The following is a 21863-nucleotide window of genomic DNA, read 5'->3' on the forward strand; positions in this document are numbered from 1 at the left end:
CGGCGGCATGAGCTTTCGATCGCGCGCGCTCCGCCTCGGGCTGGGCCTGTTTCTGCTGCTGGCCGTCGCGGCAGTGATGCTCACTGCGCACCTCGGAGACGAAGGGCTCACCGACCCCGACGAATCGGCCTACGCCGAGTCGGTCCGGGAGATGGTGGAGCGCGGCGACTGGCTCGTCCCGCATCTTTATGGCGAGCCGCTGCTGGACAAGCCGATCTTCTTCTACTGGGCGATGGGCGCGTCCTTCCGGCTCTTCGGAGAGAACGAGCTGGCGGCGCGCCTCCCCTCGGTCCTGGCCGCCCTGGTCCTGCTCCTGGCGGTCCTGCGGCTCGGTTTCCTGATCTATGGGAGCGAGACGGCCGGATGGATCGCCGCTTTCATCCTGCTCGCGTCCCCCCAGTTCGTGGTGATGGGGCGGGCGGCCGTGACCGACATGATCCTGACGGCGTTCTGCACGCTCGGGATCCTCTGCTATCTGGAGACCCTGGGGGAGCCGAGACACCGGATCCTGCCGCTGGCGGGAGCGGCCTGCTTCGGGCTCGCGGCCCTCACGAAAGGGCCGGTCGGACTCCTCCTTCCCCTTCTGGTTCTGGGAGGCTATCTGGCGATCACGCGATCGCTGCCGCGGCTGCGCCTGCTCCGTCCCGTGGCGAGCCTGATCGTCATCGCCGCCCTGGCCGTGCCCTGGTACGCTGCCATCGCCGTCGCCCGTCCCGATCTCGTGGAGAGATTCTTCGTCACCGGCAACCTGGGGCGCTTCCTGAGGCCGGAGCACCAGGCCGAGCCGCCTCTCTACTATCTGGTGGTCCTGAGCATCGGGTTCCTTCCCTGGTCGGCGTTTCTTCCCGGCGCGGTCGGCCGATCGTTCCTGGATTGGCGGCGCGGCAGCATCCTCCGGCCCCGGCTTCTTCCCGCCGTATGGCTCCTGGCGCTGCTGGCGTTCTTCACGCTGGCGGCCAGCAAGCTCCCTTCGTACATCCTCCCGGCACTGCCGGCGGCGGCTCTTCTGGCGGCGGGGTCCTTGGAGGAATGGCTCGATCCCGAACCGGGCAAGACGCGGCCGGCCGGAGTCGGGGCGATGATTTTCCTGACGATCTTCACCGCGGGGATCGCCTGCTTCGTCTGGAAGGCGAACAGCTTCGGCTCGGTGCCGATGGACCTGAAAGCGGCGCTGCTGCCCCTCACCCTCAGCGGCGTCGCCGGCAGTCTCGTCGCGCTCGGAGCGCTCCTGGCGGGCCGATCGCGGACCTCCTATTTCCTTCTTCTAGCCGGGAGCATGATCCTGATCTTCAGCCTCGTGGCGTTCGGGTTCCCGCGGCTTGAGGCCTGGAAGAGCAGCCGCGAGCCGGCCGACGTGGTGCGATCTCTGCTGCAGCCCTCCGATGCGGTCATCCTCTATCGCGAGAACCACCCCGGCTTCGCGTATTACCTGCGCCGGGTTCCCGAGCTGATCCGCGCGGAGCCGGAGCTGGTCGCCAGGCTCGAAGCGCCGCGGCGCCTCTACTGCCTGATGGGATGGGACCGGTACGAAAGGCTGAAAATCCGCCACCCCGCCGCTCCCCTTCACCTTCTGAAGAAATCGGGGCACGTCGCGGTGGTGACGAATTTCCTCCCGGGGGTCGAGCCGTGACCGGGACCTCTCCGGTGGATCTTCCCGAAGAGGCGCTCCAGCTCCGGCTGGCGCGCCGGCATCCGGCGGAGAGCGTCACCGTCTTCTTCCCGATGTACAACGAAGAAGAGAACGTCCAGGCGGCCGTGTCGAGCGCCGCGGAGATCCTCGAAAGCCTCACCGACGACTTCGAGATCCTGATCGTCGACGACGCCAGCACCGACCGGACGAGCGAGATCGCGCTCGCCCTGGCCAAGGCGGATCCCCGCATCCGCGTCGTCCGGCACGACAAGAACCTCCGGCTGGGAGGGGCGCTGAAGACCGGCTTCGCCCAGGCCCGCAAGGATCTCGTCCTCTACTCCGACGCCGACTACCCGTTCGACATGATCGAGCTGGTCAAGGCGGTCCGGATCATCCGGCAGGCCGACGTCGTGGCGGCCTACCGGTTCGATCGGACGGGCGAGGGGCCGGTGCGCACCGTCTATTCGTTCGGCTGGAACCTCCTCGTCAAGATCCTGTTCGGCCTGAAGGTCAAGGACGTGAATTTCTCCTTCAAGCTGGTGCGGCGCAAGGTCTTCGAGCGGGTGAGGCTTTCGAGCGAAAGCTCGTTCATCGACGCCGAGCTCCTGATCCGCTGCCAGTACCTCGGCTACCGGATCCTCCAGATGGGCGTCGACTATTTCCCCCGAAGCCGCGGAATCTCGACCCTTTCCAGCTTCTCCACGATCCGCAAGATGCTCGCCGAGATGTTCCGCCTCTACCCGGAGCTCAAGACGATGCGCCGCGAGGTCCGCCGCTCGGGAGGCTTCCGGCGGCCGCCGGAATGAAGCGGCTCCTGGTCGTCGCCGACGATCTGGGGCTCACTCCGGGGGTGAACGCCGGGATCGCGGCCGCGTTCCGCGACGGCATCCTCACCAGCGCCTCGTTTCTGACCAACACCGCCCACTTCGAGCAGACCGTCTCGCTGATCCGCTCCTTGCCGGGGTTGAAGGTCGGCGTCCATCTCTCGCTGGTGGGAGGAAAGCCGGTCCGGGCGCCGTCGGCCGTGCCGAGCCTGGCCCCGGACGGCGAGCGATTCCGGGAGTCGTGGCGGCAGTTCCTGCCCGCCTGGCTCCTCGGAAGAATCAAGACGGAGGAAGTCCGCGCCGAATGGGAGGCGCAGATCGCCCGGGCCACGGCGGCCGGCGTTCGCCCCGCCCACCTCGACAGCCACCAGCACCTGCACCTCCTTCCGCCGCTCTGGAGAGTCGCGGCCGGCCTGGCTCGCCGGTTCGGGATTCCGAGAATGCGCCTGCCGCGACGGGGCCAGAGCGGGGGAGACTCGGGCCGCGGCATGGGCGCGGGCCTCGCGGGAGAGGCGGGCGGCGCTTCCGGCGCCCCCTTGTCGCGCCGAGCTCTCGAGCTGGTCCTCGCGCGCCTCGCCGCCGTCTCCGACAAGGCCCCGGCCGCCGGCAAGCCGGCAGAAACGGCTTCGGACCTCACGCGGTGCGATCGGCTCTTCGGGATCGCGGAGACCGGCCGCCTCGATCTCCCCGCGCTTCTCGGAGTGCTGCGGCGGATTCCGGAAGGAACTTCCGAGCTCGTCACCCATCCCGGCTATCCCGACCCCGAGCTGCGGCGCGATTATCGCTGGGGCTATGCGTGGGAAGCGGAGGCGGCGGCGCTGATGTCGCCCGAAGCCCGCCAGGAGATTTCCAGGCGCGGCATCGCGTTGGAGAGGACGTGATCGGCGCGGGCCTTGAAGACGGACCAGGGACGCGCCCGTGGCCTCGAGAACCGTCGCCGAAGGAAGAAATCCCTTTATAATGTGGCGCCGCGCAAGCGTTCGCCGTCTTCGGGAGAGTTCATGCGTCCCCAACCCCGGCTCCTGGCCGTTGCGCTCCCTCTCCTCGTTCTCCCGGCCGCGATGAGTCTCTCGCCGGCGTTCGCCGGGCGCCGCGTGGCCACGTTCAGCATCGTGGGATACGACCCGGTGACGGGCGATCTCGGCGTCGCGGTGGAGTCGCGGTTCTTCGCCGTGGGATCGGTCGTCCCTTGGGCGAAGGCCGGAGTCGGCGCCGTCGCGACGCAATCCTTCGCCAACACGACCTTCGGGCCGAAGGGGCTGCAGCTCCTCGAGAAGGGCCTCGCCCCCGCCGAAGTCCTCGATCAGCTCGTGAAGGGCGATGCGCAAGCCGAGCAGCGCCAGGCCGGCATCGTGGACGCGAAGGGCAGGACCGCCACCTGGACCGGAGCGAAATGCAACGCCTGGGCCGGCGGGAAGATGGGTAAGAACTACGCGGCCCAGGGCAACATCCTGGCCGGAAAGGAAGTCGTGGGGGCGATGGCCGCGAGCTTCGAGGCTTCCACGGCGCTGCCGCTCGCCGACCGGCTGGTGAAGGCGCTCGCCGCCGGCCAGGCCGCGGGCGGCGATGCGCGCGGGCAGCAATCGGCGGCCCTTCTGGTCGTTCGCGACAGGGGTGGCTACGCCGGCTACAACGATCGCTACATCGACCTGCGCGTCGACGACAGCCCGCGCCCCATCGAGGAGCTGCAGCGCCTCCTCGAGCTGCACCACACGACCAACGCTTACAGCGACGCGCGTTTCTGGGTGGACAAGGGGGAGCGGGAGCGCGCCGTCGCGATCATGGAGGAGGCGACGCGGCGGCGAGCCTCCGCGCCGGGCCTGAACGAGGCGGACCGGGGAAGCGCCTATTACGATCTGGCCTGCTTCTATTCGCTCGCGGCGCTGAAGGAGCCGGCCTTCGCGAACCTGGAGAAGGCGTTCCGGCTGAATCCGACGCTGGTTCCGTATTCCCTGAACGACACCGACCTCGACCCGATTCGGGACGATCCGCGCTACAAGGCCTGGGTCAAGGATGCCGGCGCTCCGAAGAAATGATCGCCCGCGCCCTCGGGCCAGGCTCGGATCGAGGCTCATCGTCGATATCTGATAGAGTTCCGCCAATGAGCATGGAGACTATCCGAAATATAGCTCGCTCCTCCAGGGCGGCAATCCGCCAACCAGCAGCGCGGGCGGCGATTCGCCAGGTGCCGGCTCTGCGTCCCCCGCTCAAGTGGGCCGGTGGCAAGCGCTGGCAGGTGCCGCACCTGAAACCCTTGTGGCGAAAGCACGCGAATCGGCGCCTGGTGGAGCCCTTCTGCGGAGGGCTCGCAGTGACGCTCGGTCTCGTTCCCGAGCGAGCGCTTCTGAACGACATTAATCAGCACGTTATCAACTTCTACCGCTGGCTAGGGCGCGGCCTCACGATCGATCTACAAATGAAAAACTCTGAAAAGCTTTATTACCGCCATCGCAACCGCTTCAACCAGTTCCTCGCTGAAGGCCTCGAGGAAAGCGCCGAGGCAGCAGCGCTTTTTTACTTTTTGAACCGCACCGGCTACAACGGCCTCTGCCGATTCAACAGAAAGGGCAGCTTCAACGTGCCCTTTGGCCGTTACGTCCGCATCAATTACACCACCGACTTCTCGGCGTACGTCGAAGTCTTCGCGAACTGGGAATTCACGAGCTCCGACTTTGGGGAGATCCAGCTAGAAACTACTGACTTCATCTATGCCGATCCGCCCTATGACGTGGAGTTTACTCAATACGCTCAGAACGGATTCTCCTGGGACGATCAGGTTAGGACGGCGGAGCAATTGGCTCGCCATCGAGGTCCCGTCGTGCTGTCAAACCAGGCCACGCCGAGGATCGTCAAGCTGTATGAGAAACTCGGCTATCGATTGAGCATTCTCGAGGCGCCGCGCATGATCAGCTGCACGGGAGACCGCAGCCGCGCCCGAGAGGTTCTAGCGGTCCGAAACCTCTGAGTCCATGTCGACACGAGACACGGGAACGGGGACGGTTCTCGAGCAGATGATCCTGCCCGCCTTGCAGCGCGGCGGCTATGCCCATCGAAAACAAGTCATCATCGGCACCCGGATTGGCGGACGCCGGCATTGTATTGATGCGATTGCGGAAAAGGATGACCGACAGTGGCTCGTCTCTCTCAAATGGCAGCAAGTTTCCGGCACCGCCGAGCAAAAGGTCCCCTTTGAAGTCATTTGCCTGGCCGATTCAGTTCTCTCGGGGGGCTATGAGTCCGCGTATCTCGTTCTCGGCGGAGAAGGCTGGACGCTTCGGAATTTTTACACCAGCGGCGGCCTGCAGAAATACTTGAGCGGCACGGCGTCGGTGAACATCGTGACCCTGGAGTCATTCATCGCGAAAGCGAACCAGGGACGTCTGTGATAGAAGAGCGCTCCTGACCAGCGTCCTTCCGGAGGAATCAGCATGCGGATCGACTGGCGGTACCACCGGAACGGTTGAACGAGCTGCGGGAGGGCGCAGGAGTTTCTTGCGCGGCAACGCATCGACAGCGTCGAAGTAGTGAATGCCAAGAAGGAGACGATCGGGGAGAAGGAAGCGCTGGCCCTGGCCCGGCAGGCGGACGAGATCTACGCCATGCGCGGCAAGAAGGTCGTGCGCGTCGATATGAAGCGCCAGCCTCCCGACGCGGCGACCCTGAGGAGCCTGATCATCGGCCCGAGCGGCAACCTCCGCGCCCCGGCGCTCCGCGTCGGCCGGACGCTCCTCGTCGGTTTCGACGACGCCACCTACCGGAAGGTGCTGTCGGGATAGCGTCAGCCCCGCTTCTCGGGGGGAACATAGCGCCGCTCGGTGGCTCCCATGTAGATCTGCCGGGGCCGGCCGATCCGGAACGCGGGATCATGCCTCATCTCCAGCCAGTGCGCGATCCAGCCGGCAAGCCGCCCCATCGCGAACATCACGGTGAACATGTTCACGGGGATGCCAATCGCCTGGTAGATCACGCCGGAGTAGAAGTCGACGTTCGGGTAGAGCTTCCGGCTGACGAAGTACTCGTCCTTCAAGGCCACCTCCTCCAGCTTCATGGCGATTTCGAGAAGCTGGCCGGAGCCCCCCACCCGTCCGATGACGTCGTCGCAAGTCTTCTTGAGGATCGCCGCCCGCGGGTCGTAGCTCTTGTAGACGCGATGCCCGAAGCCCATCAGCCGTGTCGTGTCGTTCTTGTCCTTGGCGCGCTGGAGGAATTTCTCCGCGCTTCCTTCCTTGGCCGCGATCTGCTCGAGCATCTCGATCACCTTCTGGTTCGCCCCGCCGTGCAGCGGCCCCCACAGGGCGCTGATCCCGGCCGAGATGCTGGCGAAGAGGTTCGCCCGCGAGCTGCCGACCAGCCGGACGGTGCTCGTGGAGCAGTTCTGCTCGTGGTCGGCGTGGAGGATCAGCAGGAGATCCACCGCTTTGGCCACCACCGGGTCGACCGCGAAGTCCTCGCAGGGATTGCCGAACATCATCCGCAGGAAGTTGGAGCAGTAGTCCAGCTTGTTGCGCGGGTAAAGGGCGGGCTGCCCCAGGGAGTGCTTGTAGGAAAGCGCCGCGATCGTCGGCATCTTCGCCAAGAGTCGGACGATCGACTCGTGGACGTTCTGGTCGGTCTCCGGATACTGATAGAACGTGGCGAGCGCCCCGACGGCGGCGGCGCAGACCGGCATCGGATGGGCGTCCTTCGGCAGCGACGCGAAGAAGCGCTCGAAATCCTCGTGAAGCATCGTGTGGTAGGTGATCTCGCGGATGAAGTGCTGCAGCTCGGCCGGCGTCGGCAGCTCTCCATGAATGAGCAGCCAGGCGACCTCGAGGTAGTTGCTCTTCTCCGAAAGCTCCTCGATCGGGTATCCCCGGTAACGGAGAATCCCTTTCTCCCCGTCGATGAACGTGATGCTGCTCGCGCAAGCACCCGTGTTGCCGAATCCCGGATCCATCGTGATCAGCCCCAGCGTGTCCCGGAGCTTGGTGATGTCGGCGGCCACCTCGCCTTCGGTCCCCGTGATGACCGGTAGCTTCGCGGTCTTTCCCCGGCGGGAGAGCTCCAGAGTCTCTCCCGCGCTCTTCTCAGGCTGCTGCGTTCCCATGACGTGGCTCCTCTCCGCCGCGTTCCGGGTGCGATTCGCACCCGATTGTCGGCAGGCGCGATCGAATTCTACTCCCGCCGCTTGGCTCTTCTCAAATGTTGCCCGGGATTGCGGCGGCGCATTAGAATGTCCCGCTCTTTCAAAGACGATACGAGCGGGCCTGAGAAAAGGACCCGCCACTCACGGTCGCGAGACCGGCGCATGAGCCGCCACCCGCGGATAGGATCGGGATGATCGATGCGCACCGCCGCTCCCCGGGACTCGGCCAGGCAAGAAGGAAGGCTGCCTGGGCCCAGGGAGCCCTGCTCGTCCTGGCGCTGGCGCCGCCCAGCCTGCCGCTGTGCCAGGACGCGGCGCCTTCACCTCCCGTCCCTGAATCGCTCCAGGAGGTCGAGCGGCGCGCGCTCGCCGCGAGCCCACTTCTGAAAGCCGCCGACGCCCGGATCGAGCAGCAGCAGGGACTTCTCCGCCAGGCCGGCCTCTATCCCAATCCCGAGCTTTCCCTCGACGTCACGCGCTTCGCCGGCGGCTTCGCGCCGCGCGAGACGAGCCTGGCGATTCGCCAGCCTTTCCCCTGGCACGGCAAGCGGGGGCTCGACCGGAAGGCGGCCATGGAGCGGTTGGAAGCGGCGCGCAGCGACCGCGAGCGGGACCGGCTGGACGTTCTCCTCCAGGTCCGGGAGGCTTTCGCGCGCGTCTATTTCGCCGCCAAGGCGGTGAGCCTGAAGGAGGAGGACCTCGAAGCCGCCCGCTCGATCGAGAAGGCCGTCGAGCTGCGGGTTTCGGCCGGGGACGCCGCGCCCATGGAGTCGCTCCGGGCCTCGGTCGAAAGGATGCGGGCCGACAGCCAGATGGTCCTCGCGCGGGGCGAGTTGGCCGCCGAAGCGGCCGGCTTGAACCTGCTTCAGGGCCTGCCGGCGGACGCTCCCGTCGACCTGGCGGATCCCGGCGCCGAGCCCGGGCCGGCCGGAAGCCTTCCCGAGCTCCAGGAAATCGCGCTGCGCGGCCAGCCGGAGGTTCAGTCACGAGAGCACGCGGCGCGCGCCGCGGCCTTCGAGGCGGATCGCGCCCGTCTGGAAAGGCGCCCCGACTTCGCCGTGGGGCCGACCTTGGGGGACGATCAAGGACGGAACTACCTCGGCGCCGGCGTCGCCGTGCGCTTGCCGATCTGGAACCGGAACCAGGGGAACATCGAGGCGGCCGAAGCGGGGCGCCGGACCGGGGAAGCGGAAGCGGAGGCCGCCCGGATTGCCGCGAGACGTCTCGTCGCCGACGCGTACAACCGCTATCACGTCGCCCAGGCCCAGCACCAGCTCTACGAGCAGGGACTGCTCGCGCGGGCGGCCGAGCTGGTCGAAACCGCTCGAAAATCGTACGAGGGCGGCGAGTCGGGAATCCTGGATCTGCTCGACGCCAGGCGCTCCGCGTTGGCGGTCCGGGAAGAATACCATCGCTCCGGGCTCGACGCGGCCTTGGCGGCGGCTCGGCTCCGGCGCGCGGCAGGTCTGGATCGGGCCGAGGGAGCGCCGGCGAGCCCATGAGCGCGATCCTGCGACGCAGCGCTCCCGCGGCCGCCGTGGCGATGCTCCTGGCGGCCGGCTGCGGCGGCCATGACGGCGCCGGGCGGCCGGGCGCGAAGCCGGCGGCCGATGCCGCGGCTTCCAGCCCGACCCGGGTCGTCCTGACGCCGGAAGCCATCCGCCAGGCCGGAATCGCCACCGAGGTGACGCATCGGTCGCCCTTCGCGGCGACTCTTTCCCTGCCGGCGAAGCTCAGCCCCACTCCGGAGACGCCCGAGGAGCTGGAAGCGCGGCTCGCGTACCAGGATTCCAACGCGCGATTCCAGAAGGCCGCGGCGCAGTTCCAGCGGCTGAAGAAGCTGGCTTCGGAGAACGTGGCGGCCGCGAAGACCGTTCAGGAAGCGCAAATGGAATATGCGCAGGCCGAGGTCGAGCGCCGCAGGGCCCAAGCGACGCTCCAGAATCTGGGAATCGGCGCGCCAAGCCCCGCTTTCCCTCACGCCGACATCTGGGCCCTCGCCCAGGTCTACGAGGCTCAAGTCCCCGACGTGAAGCCGGAAGCGGAGGCCTGGATCGCGGTGGAGTCCGCACCCGGGGAGCAGTTTTCGGGAAGAGTCGTTTCGCTGGCCCGCTTCCTCAGGCCGGAAACCCGCACCTTCACCGCCCGCGTCGCGGTCCAGGATCCCCGGCATCGTCTTCGTCCCCAGGAGACGGCCATGGTCGAGGTCAAGACCTCGGAGCGGGAATCCTTCAGCGTCCCCGTTTCCGCTCTTCTGTATGAAGGGACCGACCAGGTCCTCTTCGTGAAAACGCCGGGGGGGTTCGAGAAGCGGCGGGTCCGGGTCGGTCCGCGGCAAGGCGGACGCGTGGAGGTCCTGGAAGGGATCTCGGAAGGAGACGAGGTGGTGACCCAGGGCGCCCAGGCGCTCCTGGGGGAGCTGTTCAAGACCACCATTCCAGGGGAAGGGGACGAATCGGACGAGGGGGATTGAGATGCTCTCCCGCCTGGTCGGTTTTTCCCTTTCCAACCGCTTGATCGTCCTGGTGCTGTCCGGCCTTCTGATTTTTTTCGGCGTCTTGCTCGCCTCCTCCTCTCCGGTCGACGTTTTTCCGGAATTCGCCCCGCCGGAAGTGGTGATGCAGACGGAGGCCCCCGGCTTCTCTTCGTCGGAAGTCGAGTCGCTCGTCACGGTGCCGCTCGAGCAGGCCATCAACGGGTCCCCCGGGCTGCTGACGCTGCGCTCCTCCTCCGCGGCGGGAATCTCGGTCATCATCGCCATCTTCGCCGACGGCACCGACATCTACCGGGCCCGCCAGGTCCTCAGCGAGCGTCTCCTGTCGGCGGCGGCGCGCCTGCCCGGCGGGGTCGAAGCTCCGGGAATGACGCCCGTCGTTTCCGCTTCGAGCACGGTTCTCGACGTCGGCCTCACCGCGGGACCCGGATTCAATCCGCTGGAGCTGAGGAGCCTCGCCGACTGGACCTTGAGGCCGCGGATCCTGGCGATTCCGGGCGTCTCCCGCGTCACCATCTTCGGAGGGGGCGTCAAGCAATACCAGGTTCTCGTCTCCCCCCGGCGCCTGCAGACTTACGGAGTCGGCATCGGCCAGGTGGTCTCCGCCGCCTCGGGCGCTTCGGCGCTGGCCGCGGCCGGCTTCCTGCGCGCCGGCGATCAGGTGCTGCCGATTCGCGCCCAGGGGCTGGTGAGCTCGCCAGCGGATCTGGAGCAGGCGGTCGTCCTTTATCGCGACGGGGTTCCCGTCACGCTGGGGCAGGTGGCCCAGGTCCGCTTCGGAGCGGAGTTCAAGGTCGGGGATGCCGCCATCGACGGAAGTCCGGGGGTCGTCCTCGAAGTCGACAAGCTTCCGGGCGCCAACACGCTGGACGTCACCACTTCCCTGGAGGGCGCTCTGGAAGAGCTTTCCCATGCTCTCCCGAAGGGCGTCCGCATTCACAAGAAGCTGTTCCGGCAGGCCACGTTCGTCGAGCGGGCGGTGGGAAACCTCGAGCGCGCGCTCTGGCTCGGAGCCATCCTGGTGGCCGTCGTCCTGGTTCTGTTCCTCATGGACTTCCGGACCGCGGCCATCAGCCTCACTGCGATTCCCGTCTCCCTGCTCGCAGCGATCCTCGTCCTGCGCGGCGCCGGGGCGACGCTGAACACCATGACGCTGGGAGGGCTGGCGATCGCCATCGGGGAGGTGGTGGACGACGCCATCATCGACGTGGAAAACATCCTCCGGCGCCTGCGGGAGAATCGCCAGCTCCCAGAGCCTCTTCCGATCTTCGGCGTCATCCTCAAGGCGTCGCTGGAAGTCCGCAGCGCCGTCGTGTACGCCACGTTCATCGTGGCGCTCGTCTTCCTTCCCATCTTCTTTCTCAGCGGCATCCAGGGAAGACTTTTCGCTCCGCTGGGGTATGCCTACGTCGCCGCCACCCTTTCCTCGCTGTTGGTCGCCCTCACCCTGACGCCGGCCCTCGCCTCCCTGTTCCTGGCTGGATCCTCCGCCGACCGCGAGGAAGGGACCCTGGTGAGGAGGCTCAAGGACTCGTACCGCTGGGCGCTGGCCCGGCTCCTCGGCCGGCCCGGCACCGTCGTGACGGTGGCCGCGCTGCTCTTCCTGATTTCGCTCACCCTGCTGCCGCTCTTCGGGGTCGAGCTGCTGCCCGACTTCCAGGAAGGGAACGTGATCATCCACATGGCCGGCCTCCCCGGGACGTCCCTGGAGACCTCCGTGCGGTCGGCCCTGGCAGTGCAGAAGAACCTTCACCAGCTGCCGCAGGTGGTTTCCACGGCCCTGAAAGCGGGTCGCGCCGAGCTCGGCGAAGACACCTGGGGACCCGAGCAGTCGGAGCTGATGCTCGCGCTGGATCCCAAGGAAGAAATCTACGGTCCGCTCCTTGACAAGATCCGTGACCGGCTTGCCGCCTTTCCCGGCTTTTCCTTCGCGGTCAACCAATTCCTCAAGGAGAGAATGGAGGAGGTGATCTCGGGAACGAGGGCGCCGGTCGTCCTGCGGATTCAGGGCCCCGATCTCGCGGTGCTTCGCGAGGAGGCGGCGCGTGACGCCGCGGCGATGGCGGCCATCCCGGGAGCCGATCACGTGCAGGTCGAGCGCCAGGTGGAAATGCCCCAGGTCGAGATCCGCTTCGACCGGGAAGCGGCCGCGCGTTACGGCCTGACGATGGAGAACCTGCGGGAAGCCGCCACGGTGTCCCTCTGGGGCATCCGGGCCGGTCAGGTCTACGAGGGCCAGAAGGTCTTCGACGTCTGGGTTCGGGGCGAGGGAGGAATCCAGGAGGACCCGGCGGCGATCGGGAGAATGCTCGTGGACGTGCCCACGGGAGGATCGATTCCTCTCTCCTCGGTGGCGAAGATCGACGTCGGCCGCGAGCCGAACGTCATCAACCGGCAAGCCGGGACACGCCAAATCCTGGTCACGGCCGGCGCCGCGAAAAGAGACGTCGGCAGCTTCGTCGCCGAAGCGCGGCGCCGGATCGATGCCCTGCGTCTTCCGGTAGGATATTTCCGGACCTGGGAAGGCGAGTACGAAGCCCAGAAGCAGACCCGCCGCGAGCTGGCTCTTCTCGGGCTCGGCGCCGCCGTCGGCGTCTTCCTGCTGCTGTGCGCCGATTTCGGCTCGGCGAGGCTGGCTTTGCTGGTGATGGCCAACCTGCCGCTGGCGCTGGTGGGAGGCGTCGCCGCGGCGGCGTTGAGCGGCGGCCTCCTCTCCATCGGCTCGCTGGTGGGATTCATCACTCTGTTCGGAATCTCCACCCGGAACAGCATCATGCTCGTCTCCCATTTCCGCCACCTGGAGATCGAAGAGAAGAGGACGCCCGGCTCGGAGCTGGTCATGATGGGAAGCCTGGACCGGCTCTCCCCCATTCTCATGACCGCGCTCGTGACCGGCTTGGGCTTGATGCCGCTGGCGTTGCAGGCCGGCCGCGCCGGCCAGGAAATCGAACACCCCATGGCGGCGGTGATTCTCGGCGGCCTGGCTTCCTCGACGCTCCTGAATCTGCTCGTCCTTCCCCCGCTTTACCTGCGCTGGCACCGGCCCACCGCCGTGGCGCGCGTGACGGAGCGGGGTGAGCCGTGAACTTCCGCAGCTTCGTCTGGTTCCTGGGCCGGCCCACGCTCTACCCGGAGCTGGTCCGGAGACTGGGCTCGTCGATGAAGCACCCGCGGACGATGCGGTCGCATCGCGAGCTGCAGAAGATGCGCAGCGCCGAATGGTGCGCCGCGGCCGCCACGACGCGCCAGGCGTTTCTTCGCGAGACGGGACTGCCCGAGGAATGCCCCTCGGTTTCGGAGCTTCATTCGGAGGTCTGGCGGCGGGCGGAGGAAGTCGCCGCCTCCTGCCCCGTGAGGATGGGCGGGGCGGGGGAGGTGGATCTCCTCTATCACCTCTGCCTGCACCTGGGCGTCGAGCGCGTCGTCGAGACGGGGGTGGCGCACGGCTGGTCGAGCCTGGTGATCCTCATGGCGCTCGAGAAGATGGGCCAAGGCCGTCTCGTCAGCGGCGACATGCCGTACGCGCTGCGCCGCAACGATCGATACGTCGGATGGGTCGTCCCGGAGAACTTGCGCTCGCGCTGGAAGCTCATCCGGCTGCCGGACCGCGACGTCCTGCCCAGGGTCCTGCGCGATTGGCCGGTCATCGACTTGGCGCACTACGACAGCGACAAGTCGGAGCGCGGGCGGGCCTTCGGCTACGAGAGCCTGTGGTCCGCCCTGCGCCCCGGCGGCTTCCTGATTTCGGACGACATCCACGACAACCTCGCCTTCCGGGACTTCTGCGAAAAGGTCGGCCGCAAGCCCTGGGTCCTTCCCGCCCGCGGCGGCAGCTACGTCGGTTTTTTGAGAAAGTAGCGTAAGCTTTCCTCCGCCGCGCTAGAGCGAGATCTTGCGGAGCGACAGGAGGCCGCCGAAGGCGCCGGCAGAGATGCCGAGGAGGACGAGCAGCCAGATCGTGGAGAGGGGCAGGAAAGAGGCGGCGAAGAGATCGTTGAAGAAGGGAACGATCTTGGCCGGGTGCAGGACCAGGTAGCGGTGGATGCCGCGCAGGCAGGCGAGCGCGATCCCTCCCCCCAGAGCGCCAAGCAGCGACGACTCCAGGAGGAACGGGGCCAGGATGAAGGTGCGGGTGGCCCCCACCAGCCGGAGGATCTCGATCTCCTGCTGGCGGGAGTAGATCGTCAGGCGGATCACGCTGGCGATCGTCAGGATCGCCGCGAGCCCGACCACCCCGCCGAGCGAATAGCCGACCGCCCGCGCCAGCGTCACGAGATCGCGCAGCCGGCTGATCCAGGGGAGATCGAACGCGGTCTCCTCGACGCCCGGGAGCTTGCCGATCTCGGCAGCGAAGCGGCGCACCGCGTCAGGATCGCGGTGGCCGGGCGCCATCCGGACTTCGATCGACGCCGGGAAGGGGTTCTCCTCGAGCGCGTCGGGAACTTCCCGCAGGGCGGGGAAGAGCCGGCGGAACTTCTCGAGCGCCGCCCCCGGGGGGACGTACTCGAAGCTCGCGGCCTCGCTCCGGCTTTTCAAGGCGTCGAGCAGCGCCCGGCGGTCTGCCTCGGGTGCGTCCGCCTTGAGGTACACGCTGAGCGTCACTTCGCTCCCCAGCTCCGTCACGGTGCGCGACAGGTTGTGCGCTACCAGCAGGAAGATCCCGACCAGCAGCAGGGAGACGGCGATCGTGGCGGCGGCCAGCAGATTCATGAAGCGGTTGCGCCAGAGGTTCACCAGCGCTTCCACGAACGTGTGACGGAGCAAGGCGGACCCCCAAACCCACTACGGTGAGGCGGCCGGATTGACCGGGCCGGCATTCCCCGCCCGGCGACGGGTCAGGCCTTCGAGCGGAGCAGCTCGTGCGTGATGAGCCGCCCGCAATCGAGCGTCAGGACGCGCTTTCCCATCCTCTGGATCAGGTCCCGGTCGTGCGTGGCGACCAGGACCGTGGTGCCGCGGATGTTGATCTCCTTGAAGAGCGTCATGATCTCCCACGAGAGATCGGGATCCAGGTTTCCGGTCGGCTCGTCAGCCAAAAGCAGCTTCGGCTCGTTCACCAGCGCCCGCGCGATGGCGACGCGCTGCTGCTCCCCGCCGGAGAGCTGCAGCGGATAGGAGCGGACCTTGTGGTTGAGGCCGAGCATCTCGAGCACGGAGAAGGTCCGGGACCGCTGGATTCTCTGCGGCACTCCGAGGATCTCCATCACCAGCGCCACGTTTTCGTACACCGTTTTGCGCGGCAGGAGCTTGAAGTCCTGGAACACGACGCCGATTCGCCGCCGCAGCTGGGGGACCTTCGAGGGGGGCAGCGTCGAGACGTTCATGCCGTCGACGAGGATCTTCCCGGAGGTCGCGATCTCCTCCCGGAGGAGCAGGCGCAGAAGCGTCGTCTTGCCGGCGCCGCTCGCGCCCGTCAGGAAGACGAAATCCCCTTTCCCGATCTCCAGGCTCACGTCGACGAGGGCGTGTGACGAGCGGCCGTAGTCCTTGTGGACGTGGTAGAGTTCCACCATAATCGCGCTATGCTACGGGATGCTCCTCGCGGGAAGCAAGGGACGATTCGATGAGACCCGAAGGAGAGCGGCTCTTCGTCTCGCTCCTGCTGGCCCTCGGCGCGATCCTCTGCTTCTCGAATCTTTCCGGCCGCGATCTGTGGGAGCCGAACGAGCCGATCCCCGCCGAGGCGGCGCGGGAGATGTGGCAGCGCGGCGACTGGCTCCTCCCCACCGTCAACGGCGAGCTCTATCCCGACAAGCCTCCGCTGCTGTTCTGGGGCATCTGGCTCGCCTCTCTTCCCGCCGGGAGAGTCACGGAGACCTCGGCGCGCCTTCCCTCGGCGCTGGCCGGGACCGGCCTCGTCCTGGCGCTCTACTTCCTGACGCGCCGGGCGCTCGGGCCGCGCGGCGCCTTCCTCGCGGCCGCCAGCCTCGCCGTGAGCACGTTCTTCGTGGAGCAGGCGCGTTACGTCCAGCACGACATGCTCCTTCTCTTGGGCCTCACGGGGGGGACGCTCTGCCTGTTCCGGATCGCCGACGGCGAGTCCCCACGCGCCGGATGGATCGCCGCGGCCGCGCTCTTCCTCGGCTTCGGCGTCCTGGCCAAAGGACCGGTGGCGCTCGCGCTCCCGGCGATGATGGTCGCCGCCGACACCCTCTTCGAGCGCCGGCTTTTTCGGCGATGGGGATGGCTGCTCGCCGCCGGGCTCCTCGCGCTGATTCCGGCGGGGCTCTATTACGCGCTCCTGGTCCAGCGGCACGGCGCGGAGCTGGTGCAGTCCTTCCTGTTCCGCCACAACGTCGATCGGTTCGTGGAAGGGTTCGACCACCTTCATCCCTGGTGGTTCTTCTTCGCCCGGACGCCGACCGATCTCCTGCCCGTCTCGCTGTTTCTTCCCGCCGCGCTCTTTCTCCGGCCGGAGGAGCCGGCGCGCCGGCGGCTCGCGCGCCGGATGTGGATCTGGATTCTCGTCCCGTTGATCTTCTTTTCCTTTTCGGCGAGCAAGCGCCCGATCTATCTCCTGCCGGCGCTTCCGGCGGCGGCGATCCTCTGCGGCGCCGTCCTGGACGCCGTGGCGCGGGATCCGCGGCGCACGACGGGCGGGAAACTGGCGCTCGCGGCGGAGGGGATCGCGCTGGCCGCCCTCGGAACGGCCGGGGCCGCGGCGCCGCTCCTGGCCGCCCGGCGCGCCCCTCATCTCCTGGCCACGGCCGGGCTCCTCGCGGCCGGCGCCGTGATCGGATCGATCCTCGGGCTCAGGTGGCTCGCCAGGGGGAAGCTCCTTTCGGCGCACGGCTTTCTGGTCGGCGCCCTGGCGGCGGTCTGGATCGTCGCGATCTGGGGGATCTATCCGGCGCTCGACGCGCTCAACTCGCCGCGCAAGTTCTCCGAGACGCTGCTGCACTTAGTCCCGCGCGATGCGCCCTTGAGGACCTACGGCCTGTACCGCTTCCGATCGGGTTATCTGTTCTACACCGGAAGGCTGATGCCGCGGCTGCCGGATCGATCGGCGCTCCAGGCTTACCTGGAAGGAGACCAGGAGGTTTTCTGCGTGCTTCCGAAGGAGGACTTCGAATCCCTGAGAGAATCCTCCGCGCGCCCCTTCGCGCTCCTGGCCGAGGGCAGCACGGGGCGCCGCAAGGACTGCCTCATCTCGAACCGCCCCGCGACGCCGAAGCCGCCCGCGGCGACGCGAGAATCTCCTGGTAAAGGCCCATCATCTCCCGGGCCTGGCGCTCGCAGCGGAAACGGGTCTTGATGACGGCGGACGCCGCCGTTCCGGCGCGCCGGGAGAGAGCCGGGTCCCGAATCATCTCCCTCAGGGCGCCGGCGATCGACAGCGGCTGATCGGGATCGACGAGCCATCCCGTCTCGCCGTCGTCGATCAGCTCGGGGATCACTCCCGTGCGCGCCCCCGCGACCGGCTTCGCCAGCGCCATCGCCTCCATCACGCCGCGCGACGAGCCCTCCGATCCCACCGCCAGGACCGCCACCTGATCGACCGCGGCGACCTGATCGAGCCAGGCTATTCCGGCCTCTGCAAAATCGCGGCTGAACAGGACGCGACCCGCGAAGCTCTGCGAGCCGACCTTCTCGCGCAGCTGCCGCACCGTCGACTTGTTCCCCTGCCCGAGGAAGACGAGCCAGGCGGACGGGAACTCCTCGGCGACAATCCCGAACGCCTCGAGCATCCGGTCCTGCCGCCGGTCGGGCCCGATGTGGGAAAGATGGGCGACGAGCGAGGCCTTCGCGGGGATTCCCCAGGCCGAGCGGACCGCCGCCGCGGGCGCGGAGGTCCGAAAGCGCGAGAAATCGAGACCTCCATGAATCGTCCGCACCCGCTCCGGGCGAATGGCGCCGCTCTGCTCGAAGAACCGCCGCGAGGCCTCCGACACCGTCACGTTCATGGCGGTGTGGCGGTTGAAGATGCGCCGCCAGACCGTCCCGGTGCGGATCCGCCGCGTCTCGTGATGCGTCCGGATCAGGGGAGCCCGGCATTCGGAGAAAGCGGCGGCGGCGAGCGCGGCGAGCCAATGGTCGTGCGACGTGTGGGCGTGGATCAGGTCGATCCGCTCCCGCGCCACGTATCGGGCCAGGCGGCCCGCGGCGCCGAGGATTCCCCACGGCGTATAGTCGCGCCCGAGCGGGGCAGCCGGGACGATTTGCGCCCCCAGCTCGCGGGCGCGCAGCTCAAGGCTCCCGCCCGGCACGCAGCAGAGGCGCGCCTCCGCGCCTTCCTTCGCGAGGAACCGGCACAGGTTGACCGCCGGCTCGGCGCAACCGGTCCAGCGGTATCGGCTGACGAGGTGAAGCACCTTCATGCGGGCCGTTGACACTAGCACCGGGCGTCCCTAAGATCAATCGCCCTTCGAAAGGAGCCGATGCCCAGCGTTCCCGGCCGGCCGGTCGCGACCCTGTTTTCCCCGTCCCAGGAGCGCCGGCGCCTTCTCATCCTGCTCCTCGGCTCGGCGCTGCTGTTCGGCGCCGGCATCGGAAGGCGCGCCCTGTGGAATCCCAACGAGCCGGTCTACGGCGAAGGGGTGCGCGAGATGATCGCCCGGGGCGACTACTTTCTCCCCTACGTCAACGGAACGATCTACTCCGACAAGCCGATTCTCTATTTCTGGGCGATGCTCGCCGCCTGCAAGCTGGGCGGGGGCCTCTCCGAGGCGGCCCTGCGGATCCCGTCGGTCGCCGGCGGAGTCCTGACCGTGCTCCTGGTCTACCTCTTCGGCCGCCGCGTCTTCGGGATCCGCGCGGGATTCCTCGCCGCCGCCTGCCTCGCGACGTCGGTGATGTTCTGGTGGCACTCCCAGTACGTGCAGATGGATCAGATGCTTTCGGCCCTGATGGCCGGCTCGCTGGTCCTGTTCTTCCTCGCCAAGGAGACGCCCGGCCCGGGCGCCTTTCAGCTGGTCCTCTCCGGCGTCCTGATGGGGCTCGCCTTTCTCACCAAGGGGCCCGTCGGCGTGGTCGTCCCGGCCGCCGCGATGGGGCTCTATCTCCTCGCCGTGAAGGACTGGCGCTGGCTCTTCCGGCGCGAGATCGCCTGGATGGCGGCGGCCTGCGCCGTCGTCGCGGCTCCCTGGTACGTGAGTCTCGCCCTCACCGGCCATCAGGCCGTGCTCGCCGATTTCTTCATCCGGCACAATCTCGATCGCGCGACCGATCCCTTCAATCACGCCCAGCCGTTCTGGTATTACCTGCCGCGCCTGTTCTCCGATCTCTTTCCCTGGTCGCTCCTGCTTCCGGCCGCTTTCGCCGCGCCGGTGCGCAACGAGCTGGAGCGGCGCGGGCGTCTCTTCGCGGCGCTGTGGTTCGCCGCGGTCTTCGGGCTCTTCTCCGCCGCCGGATCGAAGCGCGGCGTCTATCTCCTGCCGCTCTATCCCGCCGCGGCGCTGCTCACCGGGAAGCTCCTGGACGAGGTCCTTTCCGGAGGGACAACCCCGGCGTTCCGGCGGTGGGCGAAGGTCGCGCTGGCGTTTCTCGGGATCTTCCTGACGGCGGCGTTCGTGGCGGCGGCCGGTCTGGCCCTGTGGCCGGCGCCGGACGGCGTCCGCCGCGCGGAGGCGGCCGCGCTGCTGCCGATCGGGATTCTCGCCCTCGCCGGCGGCGCGACGATTCTCCTGGCGTTGCGCCGCTCGCGGCTCCTCACCCCGGTGTCGGCTTTGATCCTGTGCCTGTCCGGCATCTATCTCTACGCCGATCTCGTCGTCCTGAAGCTGGCCGACCGTTACAAGAGCCCCGTCGCTTTCTGCCGGAAGGTGGCGGCGGCCGTCGGGCCGGAGGACGAAATCCGCTCGCACGGCCTGTGGCGGTGGGACTCCTCCTACCTCTTCTACACCGGCCGGCTGATGCCTCAAATCCATTCGCGGCAGGAGACGGAGGAGTACCTGGCCCAGGGCCGGAAGGTCTACCTCGTGGTGGAAAGCAGCGACATGGACCGCTTCCTGGCGGGTCTCAAGGCCCCCGCGCAGGTCCTGGCCCGCCAGCAGATCGGGCACAAGACGACGGCGCTGCTCGTGAACCGGCGAGAAGGAACCTGAGGTCATGACCATGCGGGCCCGTCTCGTCGTCCTGATCTTTCTCCTCGCCACCCCCGCCCTGGAGCTCGTCACGGCGGTCGCGGTCCTCCGGCCGGCCACCGCCTCCCCGGGCAGCTCGAGTCCGACACCGTCCCATGAGCCTTCCGCCAAGGCCGGCGCGCTGCCGCCCGCGCTGCTTCCCGGCCTCGGCTCTTATCATCATCCGATTACGACGAAGAGCCCGGAGGCCCAGCAGCAGTTCGATCAGGGGCTGACGCTGGTCTTCGGCTTCAACCATGAGGAGGCGATCCGCTCCTTCGAGAAGGCCGCGGCGCTCGATCCCGACGCCGCCATGCCCTGGTGGGGGATCGCCTACGCCCTCGGGCCGAACATCAACCTGCCGATGGCTCCCGAAAGCGGCCAGCGAGCCTTCGCCGCGGTGCAGAAAGCGCTGGCGCTCTCGACGCAAGGCGCGGAGAGCGAGCGGGCCTACATCGAGGCGCTGGCGAAGCGCTACTCCGCCGACCCGCAAGCCGATCAGAATCGGCTCAACGTCGATTACAAGAACGCCATGCGCGATCTGATGACGCAATATCCCGACGACCTCGACGCGGCGACGCTGTACGCCGAGAGCCTGATGGACCTGCGGCCCTGGAAGCTCTGGAGCCTGGACGGGAAGCCGGCCGAGGGAACGCTGGAGATCGTCGCGGTCCTCGAGTCGGCGCTGCGGCGCGACCCGGACCATCCGGGGGCGAATCATTATTACATCCACGCCGTGGAGGCCTCTCCGAACCCGGAGCGCGGCCTGGCCAGCGCCCGGCGGCTGGAGTCGATGATCCCGGGGGCGGGGCACCTCGTCCACATGCCGGCGCACATCTATTCCCGGACCGGCGACCATGCCGCTTCGGCGAAGGCGAACGCCGCCGCGGTCGAAGCGGACCGCCGCTACCTCAAGCTCACGGCGGCGCCGGGGATGTATCCTCTGATGTATTACTCCCACAACCTGCACTTCCTGGCCTACGATCGGATGATGCAGGGAAGGTACGCGGACGCGAAGAAGTCCGCGGAAGAGCTGGTGGCGCACCTGGCGCCCAGCTTGAAGGCGATGCCCATGGTCGACTCCTTCCTGCCGACTCCCCTGTTCGTCGATCTGCGCTTCGGCAAATGGGATTCGATTCTGCGGACGCCGGACCCTCCCCGGGCTGCGCCGACGACCGCGGCGCTGAGGCATTTTGCCCGAGGCATCGCCTACGCGGCCACCTTCCGCCCCGAAGAGGCGCGGAAGGAGCGCGAGCGCTTCGCCGAGGCCGCGAAGAAGGTCCCTCCCGAGGCGACCTTCGGCGGGACCGGCCTCAGCAGCGCCGCGGCCGCCCTCGCGATCGCGGCGTCGATGCTCGACGCGAGGATCGCGGCGGCCGCCGGAAACCGCCGGGAGGCGATCGAGTCGTGGAGGAAGGCGGTGGCCGCCCAGGACCTGCTCGCCTACGACGAGCCTCCGTGCTGGTACTACCCGATACGCGAGTCGCTCGGGGGCGAGCTTCTCCGGGATGGGCAGGCGGTCGAGGCCGAGAAGGTCTTCCGGGAGGATCTCGAGCGCGATCCCCGGAATCCCCGATCTCTCTTCGGCCTGGGCGAGGCTCTGAAGGCTCAGGGGAAATCCTCGGCTGTCGAATGCGTCGCGCGCCAACTGCGCGCCGCCTGGAAAGACGCCGACTCCTCGCTCTCGGTCGGAGGTCTCTGAGCGCGCGCCACCCGCGAACGCTCCCGC

At 67.9% G+C, this 21863-nt stretch carries 17 protein-coding genes and 1 pseudogene; 14 read left to right on the forward strand and 4 right to left on the reverse strand.

Annotation, left to right across the window (positions count from 1 at the left end; genetic code table 11):
- Nucleotides 1-7 precede the first annotated feature (7 nt).
- The 7 genes and pseudogenes from VGR67_07435 (at nt 8) to VGR67_07465 (ending at nt 6230) form a co-directional block, all read left to right on the forward strand.
- Nucleotides 8-1630 (forward strand): glycosyltransferase family 39 protein, encoded by a 1623-nt coding sequence (locus VGR67_07435; GenBank protein ID HEV8336229.1) that lies wholly within the window; start codon nt 8-10, stop codon nt 1628-1630.
- Entirely contained in the window at nt 1627-2436 is an 810-nt protein-coding gene (locus VGR67_07440) for a glycosyltransferase family 2 protein (protein ID HEV8336230.1), read from the forward strand. Before VGR67_07435 ends, VGR67_07440 begins: the two co-directional genes overlap by 4 nt.
- Complete coding sequence (locus VGR67_07445; GenBank protein HEV8336231.1) at nt 2433-3335, forward strand: ChbG/HpnK family deacetylase; 903 nt, start codon at nt 2433-2435, stop codon at nt 3333-3335. Before VGR67_07440 ends, VGR67_07445 begins: the two co-directional genes overlap by 4 nt.
- A gap of 180 nt (nt 3336-3515) precedes the next feature.
- On the forward strand, nt 3516-4490 hold the full coding sequence (locus VGR67_07450; protein HEV8336232.1) for a DUF1028 domain-containing protein: 975 nt from the start codon (nt 3516-3518) through the stop codon (nt 4488-4490).
- A 149-nt stretch (nt 4491-4639) separates the two neighbouring features.
- Complete coding sequence (locus VGR67_07455; GenBank protein HEV8336233.1) at nt 4640-5419, forward strand: Dam family site-specific DNA-(adenine-N6)-methyltransferase; 780 nt, start codon at nt 4640-4642, stop codon at nt 5417-5419.
- 4 nt (nt 5420-5423) lie between these two features.
- A complete protein-coding gene (locus VGR67_07460) occupies nt 5424-5840 on the forward strand; it encodes a PD-(D/E)XK nuclease superfamily protein (protein ID HEV8336234.1) in 417 nt (138 codons plus the stop codon).
- A gap of 90 nt (nt 5841-5930) precedes the next feature.
- Nucleotides 5931-6230: pseudogene (locus VGR67_07465) on the forward strand (ArsC family (seleno)protein).
- 2 nt (nt 6231-6232) lie between these two features.
- Here the strand turns inward: VGR67_07465 and VGR67_07470 are convergent.
- Entirely contained in the window at nt 6233-7540 is a 1308-nt protein-coding gene (locus VGR67_07470) for a citrate synthase (protein ID HEV8336235.1), read from the reverse strand.
- Nucleotides 7541-7770: 230 nt separating this feature from the next.
- On the opposite strand from VGR67_07470, the gene VGR67_07475 reads away from it, so the two are divergent.
- From VGR67_07475 to VGR67_07490, 4 genes are read left to right on the forward strand one after another with little or no spacing between them, the layout of a single operon-like run.
- The gene (locus VGR67_07475) at nt 7771-9081 is read left to right on the forward strand and encodes a TolC family protein (protein ID HEV8336236.1); all 1311 of its coding nucleotides are present in this window, start codon (nt 7771-7773) and stop codon (nt 9079-9081) included.
- A complete protein-coding gene (locus tag VGR67_07480; protein HEV8336237.1) occupies nt 9078-10052 on the forward strand; it encodes an efflux RND transporter periplasmic adaptor subunit in 975 nt (324 codons plus the stop codon). The genes VGR67_07475 and VGR67_07480 overlap by 4 nt, the downstream gene beginning before the upstream one ends.
- Before the next feature lies 1 nt (nt 10053).
- Nucleotides 10054-13158: an efflux RND transporter permease subunit gene (locus VGR67_07485; GenBank protein HEV8336238.1), complete on the forward strand. Its 3105-nt coding sequence runs from the start codon at nt 10054-10056 to the stop codon at nt 13156-13158.
- Nucleotides 13155-13931: a class I SAM-dependent methyltransferase gene (locus VGR67_07490; GenBank protein ID HEV8336239.1), complete on the forward strand. Its 777-nt coding sequence runs from the start codon at nt 13155-13157 to the stop codon at nt 13929-13931. The genes VGR67_07485 and VGR67_07490 overlap by 4 nt, the downstream gene beginning before the upstream one ends.
- A 21-nt stretch (nt 13932-13952) precedes the next feature.
- Here the strand turns inward: VGR67_07490 and VGR67_07495 are convergent, their stop codons facing one another.
- Nucleotides 13953-14837 (reverse strand): permease-like cell division protein FtsX, encoded by an 885-nt coding sequence (locus VGR67_07495; GenBank protein ID HEV8336240.1) that lies wholly within the window; start codon nt 14835-14837, stop codon nt 13953-13955.
- A gap of 71 nt (nt 14838-14908) precedes the next feature.
- A complete protein-coding gene (ftsE, locus tag VGR67_07500; protein HEV8336241.1) occupies nt 14909-15586 on the reverse strand; it encodes a cell division ATP-binding protein FtsE in 678 nt (225 codons plus the stop codon).
- A gap of 50 nt (nt 15587-15636) precedes the next feature.
- Between ftsE and VGR67_07505 the strand changes: the two genes are divergently transcribed.
- A complete protein-coding gene (locus tag VGR67_07505; protein HEV8336242.1) occupies nt 15637-17328 on the forward strand; it encodes a glycosyltransferase family 39 protein in 1692 nt (563 codons plus the stop codon).
- Here VGR67_07505 and VGR67_07510 read toward each other — a convergent pair.
- Complete coding sequence (locus VGR67_07510; protein ID HEV8336243.1) at nt 17219-18412, reverse strand: glycosyltransferase family 4 protein; 1194 nt, start codon at nt 18410-18412, stop codon at nt 17219-17221. The genes VGR67_07505 and VGR67_07510 overlap by 110 nt on opposite strands.
- A 39-nt stretch (nt 18413-18451) precedes the next feature.
- Between VGR67_07510 and VGR67_07515 the strand changes: the two genes are divergently transcribed.
- Both VGR67_07515 and VGR67_07520 read left to right on the forward strand, forming a co-directional pair.
- A complete protein-coding gene (locus VGR67_07515; protein ID HEV8336244.1) occupies nt 18452-20116 on the forward strand; it encodes a glycosyltransferase family 39 protein in 1665 nt (554 codons plus the stop codon).
- Between the two features lie 4 nt (nt 20117-20120).
- Nucleotides 20121-21836 (forward strand): hypothetical protein, encoded by a 1716-nt coding sequence (locus VGR67_07520; GenBank protein ID HEV8336245.1) that lies wholly within the window; start codon nt 20121-20123, stop codon nt 21834-21836.
- Nucleotides 21837-21863: the final 27 nt, after the last annotated feature.

The sequence above is a fragment of the Candidatus Polarisedimenticolia bacterium genome (assembly GCA_036004685.1).
In the GTDB taxonomy this organism is placed as follows: Bacteria; Acidobacteriota; Polarisedimenticolia; order Gp22-AA2; family AA152; genus DASYRE01.

Coding starts and splice junctions, on each gene's coding strand:
- VGR67_07435 (HEV8336229.1), top strand. CDS start 8: ATGAGCTTTCGATCGCGCGCGCTCCGCCTCGGGCTGGGCCTGTTTCTG.
- VGR67_07445 (HEV8336231.1), top strand. CDS start 2,433: ATGAAGCGGCTCCTGGTCGTCGCCGACGATCTGGGGCTCACTCCGGGG.
- VGR67_07450 (HEV8336232.1), top strand. CDS start 3,516: ATGAGTCTCTCGCCGGCGTTCGCCGGGCGCCGCGTGGCCACGTTCAGC.
- VGR67_07460 (HEV8336234.1), top strand. CDS start 5,424: ATGTCGACACGAGACACGGGAACGGGGACGGTTCTCGAGCAGATGATC.
- VGR67_07470 (HEV8336235.1), bottom strand. CDS start 7,540: ATGGGAACGCAGCAGCCTGAGAAGAGCGCGGGAGAGACTCTGGAGCTC.
- VGR67_07475 (HEV8336236.1), top strand. CDS start 7,771: ATGATCGATGCGCACCGCCGCTCCCCGGGACTCGGCCAGGCAAGAAGG.
- VGR67_07480 (HEV8336237.1), top strand. CDS start 9,078: ATGAGCGCGATCCTGCGACGCAGCGCTCCCGCGGCCGCCGTGGCGATG.
- VGR67_07485 (HEV8336238.1), top strand. CDS start 10,054: ATGCTCTCCCGCCTGGTCGGTTTTTCCCTTTCCAACCGCTTGATCGTC.
- ftsE (HEV8336241.1), bottom strand. CDS start 15,586: ATGGTGGAACTCTACCACGTCCACAAGGACTACGGCCGCTCGTCACAC.
- VGR67_07505 (HEV8336242.1), top strand. CDS start 15,637: ATGAGACCCGAAGGAGAGCGGCTCTTCGTCTCGCTCCTGCTGGCCCTC.
- VGR67_07515 (HEV8336244.1), top strand. CDS start 18,452: ATGCCCAGCGTTCCCGGCCGGCCGGTCGCGACCCTGTTTTCCCCGTCC.
- VGR67_07520 (HEV8336245.1), top strand. CDS start 20,121: ATGACCATGCGGGCCCGTCTCGTCGTCCTGATCTTTCTCCTCGCCACC.